13 protein-coding genes are annotated in these 15432 nt (G+C 44.8%); all 13 read left to right on the top strand.

Going from position 1 to position 15432, the window contains the following annotated elements; translation table 11 throughout:
* Nucleotides 1–408: 408 nt before the first annotated feature.
* The 13 genes from PluTT01m_RS08880 (at nucleotide 409) to PluTT01m_RS08820 (ending at nucleotide 15425) form a co-directional block, all read left to right on the top strand.
* Entirely contained in the window at nucleotides 409–858 is a 450-nt protein-coding gene (locus PluTT01m_RS08880; protein WP_011145991.1) for a phage tail protein, read from the top strand.
* Nucleotides 859–911: 53 nt separating this feature from the next.
* Nucleotides 912–1988 (top strand): phage tail sheath family protein, encoded by a 1077-nt coding sequence (locus PluTT01m_RS08875; protein ID WP_011145990.1) that lies wholly within the window; start codon nucleotides 912–914, stop codon nucleotides 1986–1988.
* 11 nt (nucleotides 1989–1999) lie between these two features.
* The gene (locus PluTT01m_RS08870; protein WP_011145989.1) at nucleotides 2000–3484 is read left to right on the top strand and encodes a phage tail sheath family protein; all 1485 of its coding nucleotides are present in this window, start codon (nucleotides 2000–2002) and stop codon (nucleotides 3482–3484) included.
* A 48-nt stretch (nucleotides 3485–3532) separates the two neighbouring features.
* The gene (locus PluTT01m_RS08865) at nucleotides 3533–4738 is read left to right on the top strand and encodes a phage tail sheath family protein (RefSeq protein WP_011145988.1); all 1206 of its coding nucleotides are present in this window, start codon (nucleotides 3533–3535) and stop codon (nucleotides 4736–4738) included.
* Between the two features lie 13 nt (nucleotides 4739–4751).
* Complete coding sequence (locus PluTT01m_RS08860) at nucleotides 4752–5210, top strand: phage tail protein (RefSeq protein WP_011145987.1); 459 nt, start codon at nucleotides 4752–4754, stop codon at nucleotides 5208–5210.
* The gene (locus PluTT01m_RS08855) at nucleotides 5207–5386 is read left to right on the top strand and encodes a DUF5908 family protein (protein ID WP_011145986.1); all 180 of its coding nucleotides are present in this window, start codon (nucleotides 5207–5209) and stop codon (nucleotides 5384–5386) included. Before PluTT01m_RS08860 ends, PluTT01m_RS08855 begins: the two co-directional genes overlap by 4 nt.
* Nucleotides 5373–6056 carry a CIS tube protein gene (locus PluTT01m_RS08850; protein WP_011145985.1) on the top strand — a complete coding sequence of 228 codons (684 nt, stop codon included), beginning with the start codon at nucleotides 5373–5375 and terminating at the stop codon, nucleotides 6054–6056. Before PluTT01m_RS08855 ends, PluTT01m_RS08850 begins: the two co-directional genes overlap by 14 nt.
* On the top strand, nucleotides 6053–7654 hold the full coding sequence (locus PluTT01m_RS08845; RefSeq protein ID WP_011145984.1) for a phage baseplate assembly protein V: 1602 nt from the start codon (nucleotides 6053–6055) through the stop codon (nucleotides 7652–7654). Before PluTT01m_RS08850 ends, PluTT01m_RS08845 begins: the two co-directional genes overlap by 4 nt.
* 12 nt (nucleotides 7655–7666) lie before the next feature.
* The gene (locus PluTT01m_RS08840) at nucleotides 7667–8158 is read left to right on the top strand and encodes a GPW/gp25 family protein (RefSeq protein ID WP_011145983.1); all 492 of its coding nucleotides are present in this window, start codon (nucleotides 7667–7669) and stop codon (nucleotides 8156–8158) included.
* Complete coding sequence (locus PluTT01m_RS08835; protein WP_011145982.1) at nucleotides 8155–8571, top strand: hypothetical protein; 417 nt, start codon at nucleotides 8155–8157, stop codon at nucleotides 8569–8571. Before PluTT01m_RS08840 ends, PluTT01m_RS08835 begins: the two co-directional genes overlap by 4 nt.
* 96 nt (nucleotides 8572–8667) lie before the next feature.
* Nucleotides 8668–11370, top strand: a complete 2703-nt coding sequence (locus PluTT01m_RS08830) for a baseplate J/gp47 family protein (protein ID WP_011145981.1) — start codon at nucleotides 8668–8670, stop codon at nucleotides 11368–11370.
* Nucleotides 11367–14273: a baseplate wedge protein gene (locus PluTT01m_RS08825; RefSeq protein WP_011145980.1), complete on the top strand. Its 2907-nt coding sequence runs from the start codon at nucleotides 11367–11369 to the stop codon at nucleotides 14271–14273. Before PluTT01m_RS08830 ends, PluTT01m_RS08825 begins: the two co-directional genes overlap by 4 nt.
* 201 nt (nucleotides 14274–14474) lie before the next feature.
* On the top strand, nucleotides 14475–15425 hold the full coding sequence (locus tag PluTT01m_RS08820; RefSeq protein ID WP_011145979.1) for a hypothetical protein: 951 nt from the start codon (nucleotides 14475–14477) through the stop codon (nucleotides 15423–15425).
* Nucleotides 15426–15432: the final 7 nt, after the last annotated feature.

The following is a 15432-nucleotide window of genomic DNA, read 5'->3' as shown; positions in this document are numbered from 1 at the left end:
AAACCATAGGCTCAATACGATCTTTTCCACTCACTCTTTTGATCATCAATTAATCGACAAAATAGAAAATAATCATTCATTCATAATTTTCCTATCCCCAAAGCCAAATAAAACCGCGCTTAATACCTAAAATGAGTAACTCCTACCATACCAATTAATAATTATCACACACTATTAATTAATATTCCCTAAAAATATTCATTACTTATAATCAGGCCGCTTTATTAAATGCGAACTAAATAATCGCGAAATAAATCTTTTCAGCATAAATAATAACCGCCATAAGGCAGGTTGCTGCGGTAGCTATAGCCATAGCTCGGAGCGAATCAAAACCTCAGTATTAATCAAAACAAGGCTATAACGCTTTGTTTATCTTTTAAACGTAAATAACCAATCAAGGAATAAATCATGTCTACAACTCCAGAACAAATCGCTGTTGAATATCCAATCCCTACTTATCGGTTTGTTGTCTCAATCGGTGATGAGAAAGTCCCCTTTAACAGTGTTTCCGGGCTCGATATTTCTCATGACGTCATCGAATATAAAGACGGCACCGGTAATTATTATAAAATGCCCGGCCAACGTCAGGCGATCAATATTACGCTGCGTAAAGGTGTCTTCTCCGGTGATACTAAACTTTTTGATTGGCTTAATTCTATTCAACTTAATCAGGTCGAGAAAAAAGATATTTCAATTAGTTTAACCAACGAAGCCGGCACTGAAATCCTGATGACCTGGAGCGTGGCAAATGCCTTCCCAACTTCATTAACCGCTCCTGCTTTTGATGCCACCAGCAATGAAGTCGCGGTTCAGGAAATTAGCCTGACCGCAGATCGAGTCACTATTCAAGCGGCTTAAGACTCATTTATAAAGCTGTTTACTCAAAATATTGCACAATAATTGGAGGCAACATGCCAACATATTCCTATCCCGGCGTTTATATTGAAGAGGACGCTTCACCCGCACTCTCCGTTCGTTCCAGTGCAACGGCAGTACCAGTCTTTGCTATTACAAACAACAGTTCATTAATATCAGATAAACCCTATATTCGTGTTAGTAGTTGGATGAACTATTTAACACTAAAAGGCGAACCATTTGATCCCAAGAATATCCTTGATGTTTCACTGCGTGCCTATTTTATTAACGGCGGTGGATATTGCTATCTCGTCAAAACTAAAGAGTTAGAAACACAAGTGCCAAAACTTGACGATGTGACATTATTGATTGCTGCCGGAGAAGAGATCAACGAGGTGGCAGGAAAACTTTGTCAGCCGGGCAAAGGGTTATTTGCCATTTTTGACGGCCCACAAAGTGATACCGATATAAAAGAACCAGAAAAAGCTCTCAAGCCTTATTCCCCTACGCCTTATGGCGCAGTTTATTACCCTTGGCTAACCGCTGAATGGGGAGAAAATAAAGCCGCCATTGATATTCCACCCAGTGCAGTTATGGCCGGTATTTATGCCAGTGTCGATAACAGCCGGGGGGTCTGGAAAGCGCCCGCTAACGTTGCTATTCAGGGCGGCTTACAACCTAAATACCCGGTAACCGATGATCTGCAAACGCAATATAACCAAGGCAAGGCATTGAATATGATCCGTACCTTTCCTAAGAGCGGCACGCTGGTTTGGGGGGCTCGTACACTTGAGAACAGCGATAACTGGCGTTATATCCCGGTCCGCCGCCTGTTTAACAGTGCAGAGCAAAATATTAAAAATGCCATGAATGCCATGGTATTTGAACCCAACAGCCAACCCACTTGGAAAGCCGTCCACAGCGCTATCGATAACTATCTCCATACTTTGTGGCAGCAAGGCGGGTTGATGGGCAATAAAGCCGAACAAGCTTATTTCGTCCAAATCGGTAAAGGTCTCACCATGACCGATGACGATATCAAGCAGGGCAAAATGATTGTCAAAGTGGGTCTGGCGGCGGTTCGTCCAGCCGAGTTTATTATCTTGCAGTTTACGCAAAACATCGCTCAATAATCGGAGGCAACATGCCAACTACACCAACTTATCCTGGCGTCTATATTGAAGAAGATGCCTCACTGGCTCTCTCCGTTAGCCAAGGGAACACGGCAATCCCGGTTTTTATTGGCCGTTTCTCACCGAAAAAAATCAGCGCAACACCTGAAATAACACGCGTGAGTAGCTGGTTGGATTTCACTAATCTGTTCAATGTGGGTTGTATTAGGTCGGTAGCAATCAAATCAACTGAGTCTACTCCACCCCCTTCCCTTTCTGTTCCTGAGAAAAGCGAAGGTAATGCAGATAACAAACACAATAATGTAGAAGACAAAAGCAATGCAAAAATCAAACACATTGCAGAAACCAAAAACAATGCAGAAACTAAAGCTAATGCAGAAGTCCAGGACTATGCAGCAGTTGTCCCTGTAACAAAGCCTACTCACATAGACGGTAAAAGCACCCATTACATTCATCAGGTGATTACCGTAACCTACACGACAAGCAGTGATGCCTTAAAGCTTTATTTCCAAAATGGTGGCGGACCTTGTTATATCCTGCCAATTTCTAATTCAGAAGATACCAACACGCTGGCATTAATCCCTGAGTTAATTGAGCAGGCTTTAGAAATTACCTTGATCGTCTGCCCTGAACAGGATCCTGCTTATCAGAGTGCAATATATGGCAACCTGACCCCTTTATTAAAGGCCGGATATTTTCTTATCGCGGATAATCCGAATAAAGAAACTGCACTTAGCGTTAGCCTGCAATCACAAACCGCGACTTATTATCCGGCAGTAAAAGTCTCACAACTTATTCAGGTGGAGGAGAATACCGTCACGGTTTCAGGCTATCAGGATGCAAAAGTTACCCATCTGGCAGAGCTCAAACAGCAAAACTCAGGACTCTATAAGCAAGTTATCGAGGCAATAAAACAAAAAATTGCTGATAACAAAAAACTCATTCCCGCCAGTGCAATCATGGCTGGTGTCTATTGTGCTACCGATGCTCGTCGTGGCGTCTGGAAAGCACCAGCGAATGTGGTTCTCAGCGGGATTAGTGATGTAGCGGATCGACTCACGGAAGATGAGCAAGGCACCATGAATCAAAAAGGTATCAATGCTATTCGCTATTTCACCAACAAAGGGTTTGTCGTCTGGGGCACACGTACTCTGCAAGATGATGACAACTGGCGCTACATTCCGGTTCGACGCTTATTCAATGCGGCAGAACGGGATATCAAGCAAGCCATGCGATTTGCCGTTTTTGAACCCAACAGTCAGCCCACCTGGGAACGGGTCCGCTCAGCGATTGATAACTATCTCCATCAACTCTGGCAACAAGGGGCGCTGGCCGGTAATAGCCCGCAGGAAGCCTATTTTGTCCAGATTGGTCAAGGTGTCACCATGTCCGACATTGACATTAAACAAGGCAAAATGGTGGTTAAGGTTGGAATGGCGGCGGTCCGTCCGGCTGAATTTATTATCCTGCAATTTTCGCAAAATGTAGCACAGTAATCGTACTGAGGCGCGGTTCGCCGCGCCTATTCTGGCAAGGAAATGAGAATGGAAATAAAACAGCCGGGCGTCACCATTACGGAGAACCTGATATCCCAGCAACAAGATGAGGCGTTTATCGGTGTACCGGTTTTTATCGGCTATACTCAACCGAGTAAAAACAATCGTGCTAGTGACAAAACCGCCGTCAAGCTCCACAGCCTGACCGATTTTACCCTGTCATTTGGTGAATCAGGATTAACATACTATTCCGTGCGTCACTTTTTTGACAACGGGGGTCAACAAGCCTATGTACTGTCGTTAGGATCGGATAAACCACGAGGCGATTTTCACTCATTGACCACCACCCTACAACAAGATTGGGTTAAACAAGCGATCTCGGCACAGAGTGCTATCACGCTGATTGTGGTCCCCGATATTGTCTATCTGAATCAGATGGATGATCCCGATTCAGAAATCGATCAATACGACAAAATCCAGTTCTGGCTACAATTTTGGCAATCAGTACTTAGCCTCTGCCAGTGCCGACGCGGCATCATGGGATTGCTGGATGCCCCCGATGATCCCGCTCTGGCCGAGAAATGTTTAACGCAGCTCTCTTCCAGTGATCGGCAATGGGGCGCGGTATACTGGCCAAGATTGAACAGTGCTTATCAGGAACAAAATCAGCCTGTTGTTCTTTCGCCGACCGCCGCAGTGGCTGCCATCATTCAGCGTAACGATAACCAAATGGCGGTCTGGCATGCCCCCGCGAATGTCGCGTTAGCCAAGGTGATAAGCCCAATACGCTCTCACATTGAAGCCGATACCCTGTTTAACCAGAATGGCCCTTCGTTGAATCTGGTTCGCAGCTTCCCCGGCAAAGGGATCAAGATCTGGGGATGCCGCACGCTGGACAATACCCCCGATTCTCCCTGGCGCTATATCCAGACACGCCGTCTGGTTTCCTATATCGAAGCCCATATGACTCAACTGGGCCGGGCCTTTGTGTTTGAACCGAATAACGCCATCACCTGGATGAAGTTTAAAGGTCAGGCTTACAACTGGTTACGTCAGTTATGGCTAAACGGCGGACTGCGCGGTACGCAGGAAGATCAGGCATTTGAGGTGTTACTGGGGATTGACGAGTCGATGAGCGAAGCAGATCCACGGGCCGGGAAAATGATCATGAAGATCAGGCTGGCACTGTTAATTCCGGCGGAATTTATTGAGCTGAATCTGACATTTGATACCCGCACCGGGATCAGCCATTAAACAGGGACAAAATATGAACAATTTATACACCCCGTCGGTATCACACCGTTTTATCGCCAGTTTTCTGTTTAACAATATCCCCAGCCCACTCGACATTGCCTTTCAACGGATATCTGGCCTCAGCCGTGAGTTGCAAACTAGCCAACATAGTCAGGGTGGGGAAAACGCCAGAAATACCTGGCTGGCCGAGAAGATCCAGCATGGCAGTCTGGTACTGGAGCGCGGCGTTATGACCGTTACGCCACTCACTCTGACGTTTGACCGCGTCCTGCGTGGTGAGAAAGCCGTGTATGCCGATGTGGTTATCATTCTACTGAATGAACATTCAATTCCTGTGGCAAGCTGGACATTAAGTAACGCGCTGCCGGTTCGCTGGTCCACCGGCGACCTTGACGCCAATAGCAATACGGTGCTGGTGAACGCTCTGGAATTACGTTATCAGGATATGCGCTGGTTAGGAGTAAAAGCATGACTGTTGAAATTAAAGAGCTGATTATTCAGGCTAAAGTGACCGATTCAGCCAGTCATTCGGTCACTCCACGAACACTAGCGCAGGAAGTGCTGGATAACGCCGACCTGATTGAAAAAGTGAAACAAGCAGTATTAGATGCCTTGCGCGAAACAGGAGGTCATTATGAGCTTAATTGAACGCAGCCTGTCCAAACTCACCCTCACCGCTTTCAAAGATCGTGAGGGAAAAACCTCGGTAGGCAGTTTACAGGCAATGTATAACCCCGATACCATCCAGCTCGATTATCAAACCCGTTATCAGCAGGATGAAAGCGTTAACAGTGCCAACCAAAGCAGCCGCTATGTGTTATCCCAACCGGCGGGCCTGTCATTAGTCCTGTTATTTGACGCCACCATGCCCGGCCATAACACCCCGGTAGAAACGCAATTAGCAACGCTAAAAGCCTTGTGTGCCGTGGATGCCAGTACTCACGTTCCCCACTTTCTTAAAATCAAATGGGGCAAAATGCGTTGGGAAAACAAAGGCTATTTTGCCTGTCGGGCCAGTGGTCTCAGCATTCATTACACTCTGTTTGACCGGGACGCCACACCGCTGCGGGCCAGCGCTACCCTATCTCTGGTGGCAGATGAAAGCTTTGTGATTCAAGCTACCGAGCAGCAATTAAAATCGCCCCCGGCTACTGCGGTTAACGTCACGGATATGCTCTCCCTGCCGTTGATCGCCTTAGGTGCCGGCGCTTCTTTGGCGGGGGGTATTGATTATCTCTCGCTGGCTTGGCAAAACGGCCTGGATAATCTTGATGACTTTACCCCCGGACAAATGTTGCAAGCACAGGGGAAAGCATGAAGATACCGACGATAACGATCAAAATAGACGGCAAAGTCCTCAATCAATTTACGGTTATCACTCTGACCGTTAACCATCATATTAATGGCATCCCCTCGGCCAATATCACCTTGGGTATCGCCGGTGATGCCCGCCATATTTTTGATGCCAAGGCACAAGCTGAACTGGCAAGTTGCCGCCCTAATCATCAACTTAGCGTGCAGATCGAAAAAGCCGTGGTGTTTAAGGGGATCATCGTTCGGCAAACATTGGGGCTTAAAGGTCAGGACAGCATCATTACTCTGACCGCCAAACATGCGTTGCAAAAATTAACTCACAACTTCCACTCGCAACTGTTCAACAAACAGAGTGATGAGGCGATTATCAAGAAGTTGTTTAGCCAAGCGGGTATCCCTGTCACGATAAAACCAGCCCCTCAGCTTAAAACGGTGCATGAACAAATGGTGCAATTCCGCTGTAATGACTGGACGTTTCTAAAAAATCGGCTGCTCGCGACCCATACCTGGCTGCTGCCCGGCAACGATAGCGTGACGCTGGTCACCCCGGAATCCCTGAATCGGTCAACCGTGCATACTCTCCACCAGCGAGCCAACCCTCAGGATGCGGTGTTATTTGAAGCGAATCTGCAATGGGATAACCAACGCAACCCCAAAACCGTGAATGTACAATCTTGGGATATCGCCCAACAGAAGCTGTCTCCAGCCCATCAGGTAAAAAACAGCGGCCTTGGTCGCAATCAACTCGCCACAGACAACCTGACATCATTGACCAGCCAACCATGGCAGTGGGTTTTCAGCTATCCGTTGGATAATGAACAGGCCAAACAGCTTGCTCAAGGCATCCTGAATAACCGCCGAAGCCACAACGTCTCCGGTAATTTTGAGGTCGAAGGCGATAACCGTTATCAAACGGGGGATGTGCTGGCGTTAAACGGCTTTGGTCAGGGGATGGATGGTCAGGCGATTATCACCGGTGTCAGTCAGACCCTCAATCAACGGCAAGGCTGGCGTACCCGGCTAACGCTGGGGCTATTACCGGAAACAGAGCAAGTTGTACCGCAGGCAAAAGAGCTGCATATCGGGATCGTGGAAAAATACCAGCGAGATAGCCAATCATTGGGCCGTATTCCGGTCAAAATCCCGGCGTTAAACTTAACCAACGGCACCCTTTTTGCCCGCCTAAGTAAACCTTACGCCAGTCATGAAAGCGGTTTCTGCTTTTATCCTGAAGCGGGGGATGAGGTGATTATCGGCTTCTTTGAAGGTGATCCTCGCTTCCCGGTGATATTAGGCTCGATGCACAATCCTAAAAACAAAGCGCCGTTAGAACCGAGTGAAAAAAACCCGGTGAAAACCTTAGTGATTAAACAGGGAGAAAATCAGCAAGCATTACTCTTTAATCATAAAGATAAAACCCTCGCATTGAATAGCGGAAAACATACCTTATCTCTGCAACAGGATAAAGATATCACGCTTAATTCCGCTAAGAATCTTATTACCCATGCTCAGGAAATTAAAATAGAGGCGCAAAAATCTCTGTCCGCCGCCGGTAAATCTGGCGTAGATATTAAAGGTGCGAAGATTAATCTAACCCAATAATAAGGTAATAAGATGACAAATAAAGCACTAGCCAATAAAGTATTAACCAACAAAGTATTAGCCGATATTTATGGTCGGGGTTGGGCCTTTCCGCTGCAATTTTCTATTAAAGATAGTACGTATAAAGATAGCGCTCATCCTGAAATACCCACGGGCGTCACCATGGCGGAAGGGGCCGAAAATGTCCGCCAAAATATGAAAATTCTTTTTCTCACCGAACCCGGCGAACGAATTATGCGAGAGAATTATGGTTGCGGCCTGAATGATTATCTGTTTGCCAATATCCGTGACGAAATGATGGCAGAAATTCAGACTCGAATTGAAGAACGGGTATTGCGTTATGAACCCCGCGCCGATATTAGCGAGATCCAGGTCAACCAGAGAACCGACCTGCCCAATACCTTGCATATTCAGGTCACCTACACGCTGAGAGGCAGCGAAATCAGCCAGCAAATTGAAGGTGCCCTTGAAGTGAATGAAGGCCGGGTACAGGTGAGTTTATGAGCAAACAACTGGTGGTGGATGGCGACACTTTGCTGTTCGAGCCGTTATTTGGCAACCGACAAGTCACCATTCTGGGGCCGGCAACCATCCGCGGTAGCGGACATACCCAAATTCAGGGCAAAAAGATTGTCATGGTCGGTGATGAAAAAAAGGTGCAACTTCAAGCGCAATATATCACTCCAAGCCACCCAGTTCCCGGCATGGGGATGGTCACCATTGCTCAATTGGATGCCAGCCAGCAGGTAAACTTCTGCCGTAGTCCAGTCACGGTAATTGTTGTCGGGCAACAATTTATCGCCCGATTTACCCCGACACAGCCAGCCAATAATCCATCGAGCGGCCCGGATGTGACCGCCCCCAGTATGGGCAAAGGCCGGTTTATTGCCAGCCAATATGCAGTCACTGCCGGATAAATAATCTTTTTAACTTTATTTTAAATAACAATATTTTCAAATAATCACGATCCCTGAAAACCTATCGGGAATAATTATATAACAGGTGGTAAAAATATGGGACAAGCCGAGTTAGAAAATAAACTCTCTGCTATTGTGCCGGATACTGTATTTAAACTTGATGAAAGAAGTACGCTAGATATTTTAAACTGGCTTAAAGCTTACGCTAAAGAAATTCCTTTCGATCAAGAGAAAAAACAGTTCTGGGACAGTTTCTACTTTATTCAAGAGAATAATCCTCAACAACTAGCGGACATTTACCAAAATGTGAATAAAGCCGATGGTCGATTACCCGCACATCAAGCTTTTGTTTTGGCTTTTTTAACGTTATTAGAAACAACTAATCGATTATTAAATACCTTTCCGGCCCGGCACCGTGATCTTTATTACCGGGAATTATTGGGGCTGAAACCCAAAAAAGCGCAAGCAGATAAAGTTGCGATAGGAATTACCCTCAATCCCGACAGCACAGAATCGCTGATAGCTCAAAGCACGCTATTTGATGCGGGGCAAGACAGCGCCGGCAATCCATTACACTATGCGTCAGATACAGATTTATTGGCGAACCAAGGGGAATTAACCGACTTACGTTGGTATCGGAAAAAAAATAATGGTTGGTTATCGGCAATCGCATTAAATCTTGCAGATAACATGGCATTGCCTGAAAACGGTATTCGACTTTTTAGCCCAACGGCCAATGATGTTCCGGTTCTATCCGGTTACCTGATCACTTCTCCTTTATTTGCCATGTCAGCAGGAGAGCGCACGATTAAAGCCACATTAGCCCGCGAATGGACAGGTAATGCTGAGAACATCACCGCTAAAATGAGTTCGGGCGATCACTGGCTTTCTTTATCTGCAAAAAAAGGACAGAGCAACAATACCCATTATCTTACACTTTGTTTATCAGCTAATAATGACCCTATCAGTTCCCCTGATGGCTTGGATAATATGGCGTTTGATATACCGGTGTTAAAGCTAGGCACCACTCAAGGCCCGACTCTACCCAAGATTACCGACATTGAAGTCAGCATTAACGGTAACCGCAGTGTGCACTATGCCTCTGATGGCGGTATTGAACAGACGGATACCACCAGCTTCCCGTTTGGTCAATCACCGTCGTTAGGCTCCGGTTTTAATCTGATTGCCCCGGAATGGTATGGCTCTGAAAACGCAACATTGACGATTACGCCTCAATGGGTGGGATTACCTCAACAAAACTTTTCAAAATGGTATGGAGGATATGAAACTAAGCCCGACAATAGTGCCTTTAAAGTACAGGGTTACTTAATCACACCTCAAAAGAGAGAAAAGCTTAATGAGGTGCAAGCATTATTCAATGGAAAAGAGGCACCACAAGGACAAAACCTGACATTTACCTTACCGGCAATGCATTATCCCCTTGCAGACAGCCCATCGCCCAACGAATGGCCGGCATCCGTGCGCATAGAACTGGCCGGACAAGATTTTATGCACGCCCAATATTGGCAAAATCCCACGGGTAAAAATGTCCCCTATACGCCACAAATCAGTGCATTGCAGATTCAATTCAGCGCTAAAGCTAAGCAATTTTCCATCTATCCACTGACGCCTTTTGGCCAAGGCGAGGCAACAGCAGAAACACCTGCATTAACCCATGAAGCCTTCTATTTAGGCTTTACGGGCGTATCACCGGGACAAACTCTATCTCTCTATTGGCAATTAGCAGGCATTAAATCGCTCGCGTTATCTTGGTTTTATCTCAACAACAGCAATAGCTGGAGCAAATTAGACAAATTAGTTGACGACCAAACCCATAACCTGTTTGACCGGGGTATCTGGCGCACTTTATTGCCACAGGATGCGGCAAATCAGGCGGCCTTGATGCCGACAGGACGCTACTGGCTGAAAGCTGAGATAACGCAACAAACCGATCCGCAAGATTACCCACGCATTAACGGTCTACTGTATAACGCTACCACCGCGACGTTGATCAACGCAGAAGCCGTTGAGCAGACGCACTTTATCAACGGATTAGCCGCCGACAGCATTAAACAGCCGGTAAACACGGTTGTTGCCGTCAGCAACATCACCCAACCTTGGGCCTCTTGGGATGGTCATCCGCAAGAAACCGAGCAAGCCTTCCTGACGCGGCTCCCGCCTCGGTTATCTCACCGTAATCGCGCGCTGAGTTGGGGCAACATTGTCACCTTATTAAAAGAGCAATTTGTCAGCCTGTTTGATGTCAAATACCCGTCTGCCAGTGAATTAACCAAAATCCCGGCACCGGAAAAACAGCAACTGATTGTGATCCCTGACAGCCGTTACAAAGATAACGACGATGCGCTGCGCCCAAAATTAAATCCCGCTCGGCTGGCAGAGATGGTCGAATGGATCAAACAACTCAGCAGCCCTTGGGCAACCCTTGAGATCAGCAATCCCACTTACATTGACGTTAATGTGAACTATCAAGTGACCTTTATCGCAGGTGTTAACCCCGACTACGGATATCATCAGCTACAACAGCAATTAAGCCGAAAATATATGCCGTGGGGCGAAAATACCGCTATCGGCGTGACAACCGGTAATCACATTGATTACTACCCCTTGTTAGCCACGATCCAGCAATCTTCTCTGGTGGAACGCGTCACCGATTTAAGCCTAACCATTGCTAACCGAACCACCGGTGCCGTGGGTAAAAGTATCGAAACCGCCGATAATGAAGTGCTGATTTTAGTCTGGCCAGAACAGCGTCCCTTAAACCAAGGAGTTAACCCATGAGTCATCAGGATGCCCTGTTTCCCATCGTCAAAGACGATATTACCTTCGATGCCTTACTCGCTCAGGCCAAAACCGTGATTGAGCAGCAATCCGGCCAATGCTGGAGCAATACCAGTGAAAATGATCCCGGCATCACCTTATTGGAAGCCTGCTGTTATGGTGCCTCCGATCTGGCCTACCGCCACACATTACCACTGAGAGACCTTCTAACGCCAAAACCAGAAGACCAAACATCCGGCGACGGTATTTTTCCTCAGGAGTTCGGCCCACAACAAACACTGACCTGTGGCCCGATCACCGCAGAAGATTATCGCCGGGCTTTATTGGATTTACATAGCAGCGACACAATTAATAACACCCGCGAAGGTTATTTTTTCTTTAATGATGTCCAATTAATTCGTGAACCTGAAAATCAACGTTATCAGTATTGGTATAACAAACAGAAACGTGAATACAGCTTTAAAAACTCCGGCTCAGATAGCCAATTAGCACTAAGAGGAAATTATTGGCTCTATTTACTTCCTAGCCGGGAAACTGAAACTAATACAACACTGGCTGAGGAGAGTCTGAAAACTTTCCTAAAAGATAACCGTAATCTGGGGGAATCCGTCAGCAAAATTATCTGGCTGCAACCTGCCGATCTCCCCTTGCAGATTGATATTGAACTTGAAGATAACGTCATTGATCTTCCTGATATCTTCGCTCAGGTTTACATGACGGCGGAACAGATGGTACTGCCCAAGCCCGAACGTTATACCACTCAGGCCATGAAAGATCAGGGTTACCATCATGAAGAGATATTTGCCGGCCCTTATTTACATCACGGTTGGATACCGACCTTACCTCAAACCAAAGATTACACCGGCGATACGGTATTAAATCTCAGCCATCTGGTTAATCGATTATTAGCGATTAAAGGTATTCAGAGTGTAACCCGGCTAGCATTAGCTCATCACGACACAACTATTACGCCATTGTCGAACGATAATTGGTCTTGGGAAATCGCTCAAAAATATTACCCCAGATTATGGGGGAGTGATCCACTGGCATTAATTACCTCAGCAAACAGCCCGCTTACCATTACCGCCAAAGGGGGCGTTAAAATTGGTGTTTCTAAACAAGATATCGAAGAAAAGCTTATTGCAGAACCACTGATTGATATACAGCCGGAATTACTGCATTGGGGTAAATATCGTAAAGTTCTGGATTACTATCCGGTAAGCAATAAATTACCCACTTGCTATGGATTGCAGACCTATGCCAGCAACCAACAGCAAATACAGTTACACCAATTTATGCTCCCTTTTGAACAAATGTTGGCTAACGGCTGTGCCGAACTCGCCCTTTTACCGAAATTACTGGCCTTTAAACAACGGGGAGAAACAGTACACGGTGTGCAATGGCCTTTTAAAACGGGTACAGTCAGCCATCGTGTTCACCAACAAGTCATTCCTGATTTAACCGCAAAACTAAGCCGCGATTCACAAATCTATATTGATAACCATATTCAGAAGCCAAACTATATAAAAGAGGCGACAATTCTGAATTATCTGTTGGGCTATTTTGGCGCTCAACTTGCCGCCAGACCACTTACATCGAACTCACTACTGGGTTTCAAAGACTTTCTGTCTACTCAGCAAGGCTATCTGGCTCAACAACCCGAACTAACCTATCAACGTAATAATATTCGGATTGATAAAGTGTCGGCACTGCAAAAACGGATTGCCGCCCGCTTAGGTTTGGGTGGAGAATGTTTCAGTAAAACACCTAATCTGGATGACCTGCCTTTTTATTTAATTGAACATCGTCAACTTTTGCCGATAAAACCCGACACGAAATTCGACGATAAACAAAAACCTGACGATCTAAAGGTAATTGAAGAGAATTCAGGCTCTAAAAATCATCAACTCATCATCACACAACAAGGTATTGCAGGTCGGTTATTACAAGGTCAGGTGATTAATCTGATTATTATTGAAGATGATAGAGAGTTTATATTACGGAGCCAAATGATCACCGAAGTGACAGGAGATACCTTTTCCCTTAGTACCCGTAACAGCAGCGATTTGGAACGCAATCTGGACAGAATAAGACAGAAATTTAATGATGGTAATCTGCGCTGGCAAAATAGCCCAGTGTGGCTGGAAGATATGGATTATCAATTGGTTTATGCCGATGAGACATATAAAAATGCTACCGACGATCAACGTTGGATTACTTCCAGTGCTCAAAGCCCCTTCCCTGCTATGATTGAAGAAAATGACGAAATCACCCTGAAATATGTGATTACTCCCTCTGGGCCAGATCTAAAAATATCACCTCGTACAGTTATCCCTGAACCGAGAACCGAATATGAACTCAAAGCACGAGTCGTTAAATTTGATCGTATTCAAGGCAAGATATTAATTAAATGCAACCAAGACTCACCGAATAAAAACTTTCCAAAAGAGGCCGAAGCATGGCTTTATCGCTGGTATTTCTCCAGCGAAAAATATGCTTTGGCCGATCGCTTTTCATTTGTGGTTAGCGTAGTAGTGAATCGTCGGTTAATTCAGAATGGCAAAGTTGATCCTTACAAACTAGAATCTTGGGTGAAAACAGAAATATTAGCTGAATTCCCCGCGCATATTTCAATGATTATCCATTGGTTATCACCGGAACATTTTAAAGATTTTGCCAGCACCTATAAACGCTGGCAAAACAATGACGCCCCTTTAGGAGACGAAGCATACCATATTTTAGAAACCTTAACCTTGGGACGCCTACCTTCTAATGCAACCGGTATTGGTAATATGCGAATTGCCACTAAACAGCAACGTACCGAGGTCATTGGTGGATCTGGCAATCAATGGAATGCAACAGTCATAACAAGTAATCAATTATTATATGTGCCTAAGCCGTAGGCATAACTAAACTCAATGCAATTATTAATAAAGACAGTAGCAAAAATATAAACTAATTTATCCAATATAAAAATAAATTAATATAGCACTACAAAAGACTTATTTTAATATTAAATATCTTCTCCTGTTTAATTATACAGGAATACCTATAAGATATTTAAATCATAATAATTTAACACCATATAATATAGGATGATAAAAATGGAAAAAAAATCTAATCTATCTAATGCAAAATCCAATATGGAAAATATCAAATCAAATGGCCCATCAGCAGATGATTTAAAAAAGCGCTTTAAAGAAGGCAGTATTCCATTACAAACCGATTATGCCGACCTGATTAATATTGCTGATATGGGGCGCTGGGCTGTTGGTAAAGCTCCCGGTCAAACAGATAATCCAAATTCAGCGCTGAAACTGGATAATGGCGGTGCATTAGCGGTAAAAATTAACGACAACGGTGGTTTAAAGGCAGATGAGAATGGATTAAGTGTAAAAATCAAGAATAAAAGCCTGTCAGTTGATAATAACGGATTAGCAGTCAATGCCGGCAGAGGATTGAGAATTAACAACGATAAGCTTGAAGTCAATAATCATCACGGTATTGAAATAGTTAATGAAGGGGTAAAAGTTAAAGCTGGTGAAGGTATTAAAGTAGACAGTAACGGTGTCAGTTTAAAAATGGGAAAACCTATCAGTAATGCCTTTTCTCCATTAATATTAGAACCCAAAAATGATGTTTTATCTGTAAAGATAGGCAATGGCCTGTTTGATAGAGACAATGGAATATCAGTTAACCCAGGTAATGGCATTGATGCAGGTTACGATTATGTGGCTGTCAAGGCTAGTAATGGTATTACTGTTGATAATAGTGGTGTTTCAGTTAAAGCAGGCAATGGTATTACAGTTAATTCAAATGGTGTAAGTGTTAATATTCAACAAATTGCATCAGCACTCGCGGACTTAATTATTCCTTCAGGAACAATTGTACCATTTTATAGTAATGGCAGTTTACCTAATGGTTGGCTATGGTGCGATGGGAATAATGGCACACCTAATCTAAACAAGGGTATACCGAATGAGATCACCTTAGTTGCAGGTTGGATAAAAAAAATAAATAGTGCTTATTTTATCTTAAATAATATATACCCGTAATCATTGA

This window comes from Photorhabdus laumondii subsp. laumondii, assembly GCF_003343245.1.
Lineage (GTDB): Bacteria > Pseudomonadota > Gammaproteobacteria > Enterobacterales > Enterobacteriaceae > Photorhabdus > Photorhabdus laumondii.
Note: the sequence above shows the minus strand (reverse complement) of the source record. Positions and strands in the feature narration are given on the sequence as shown.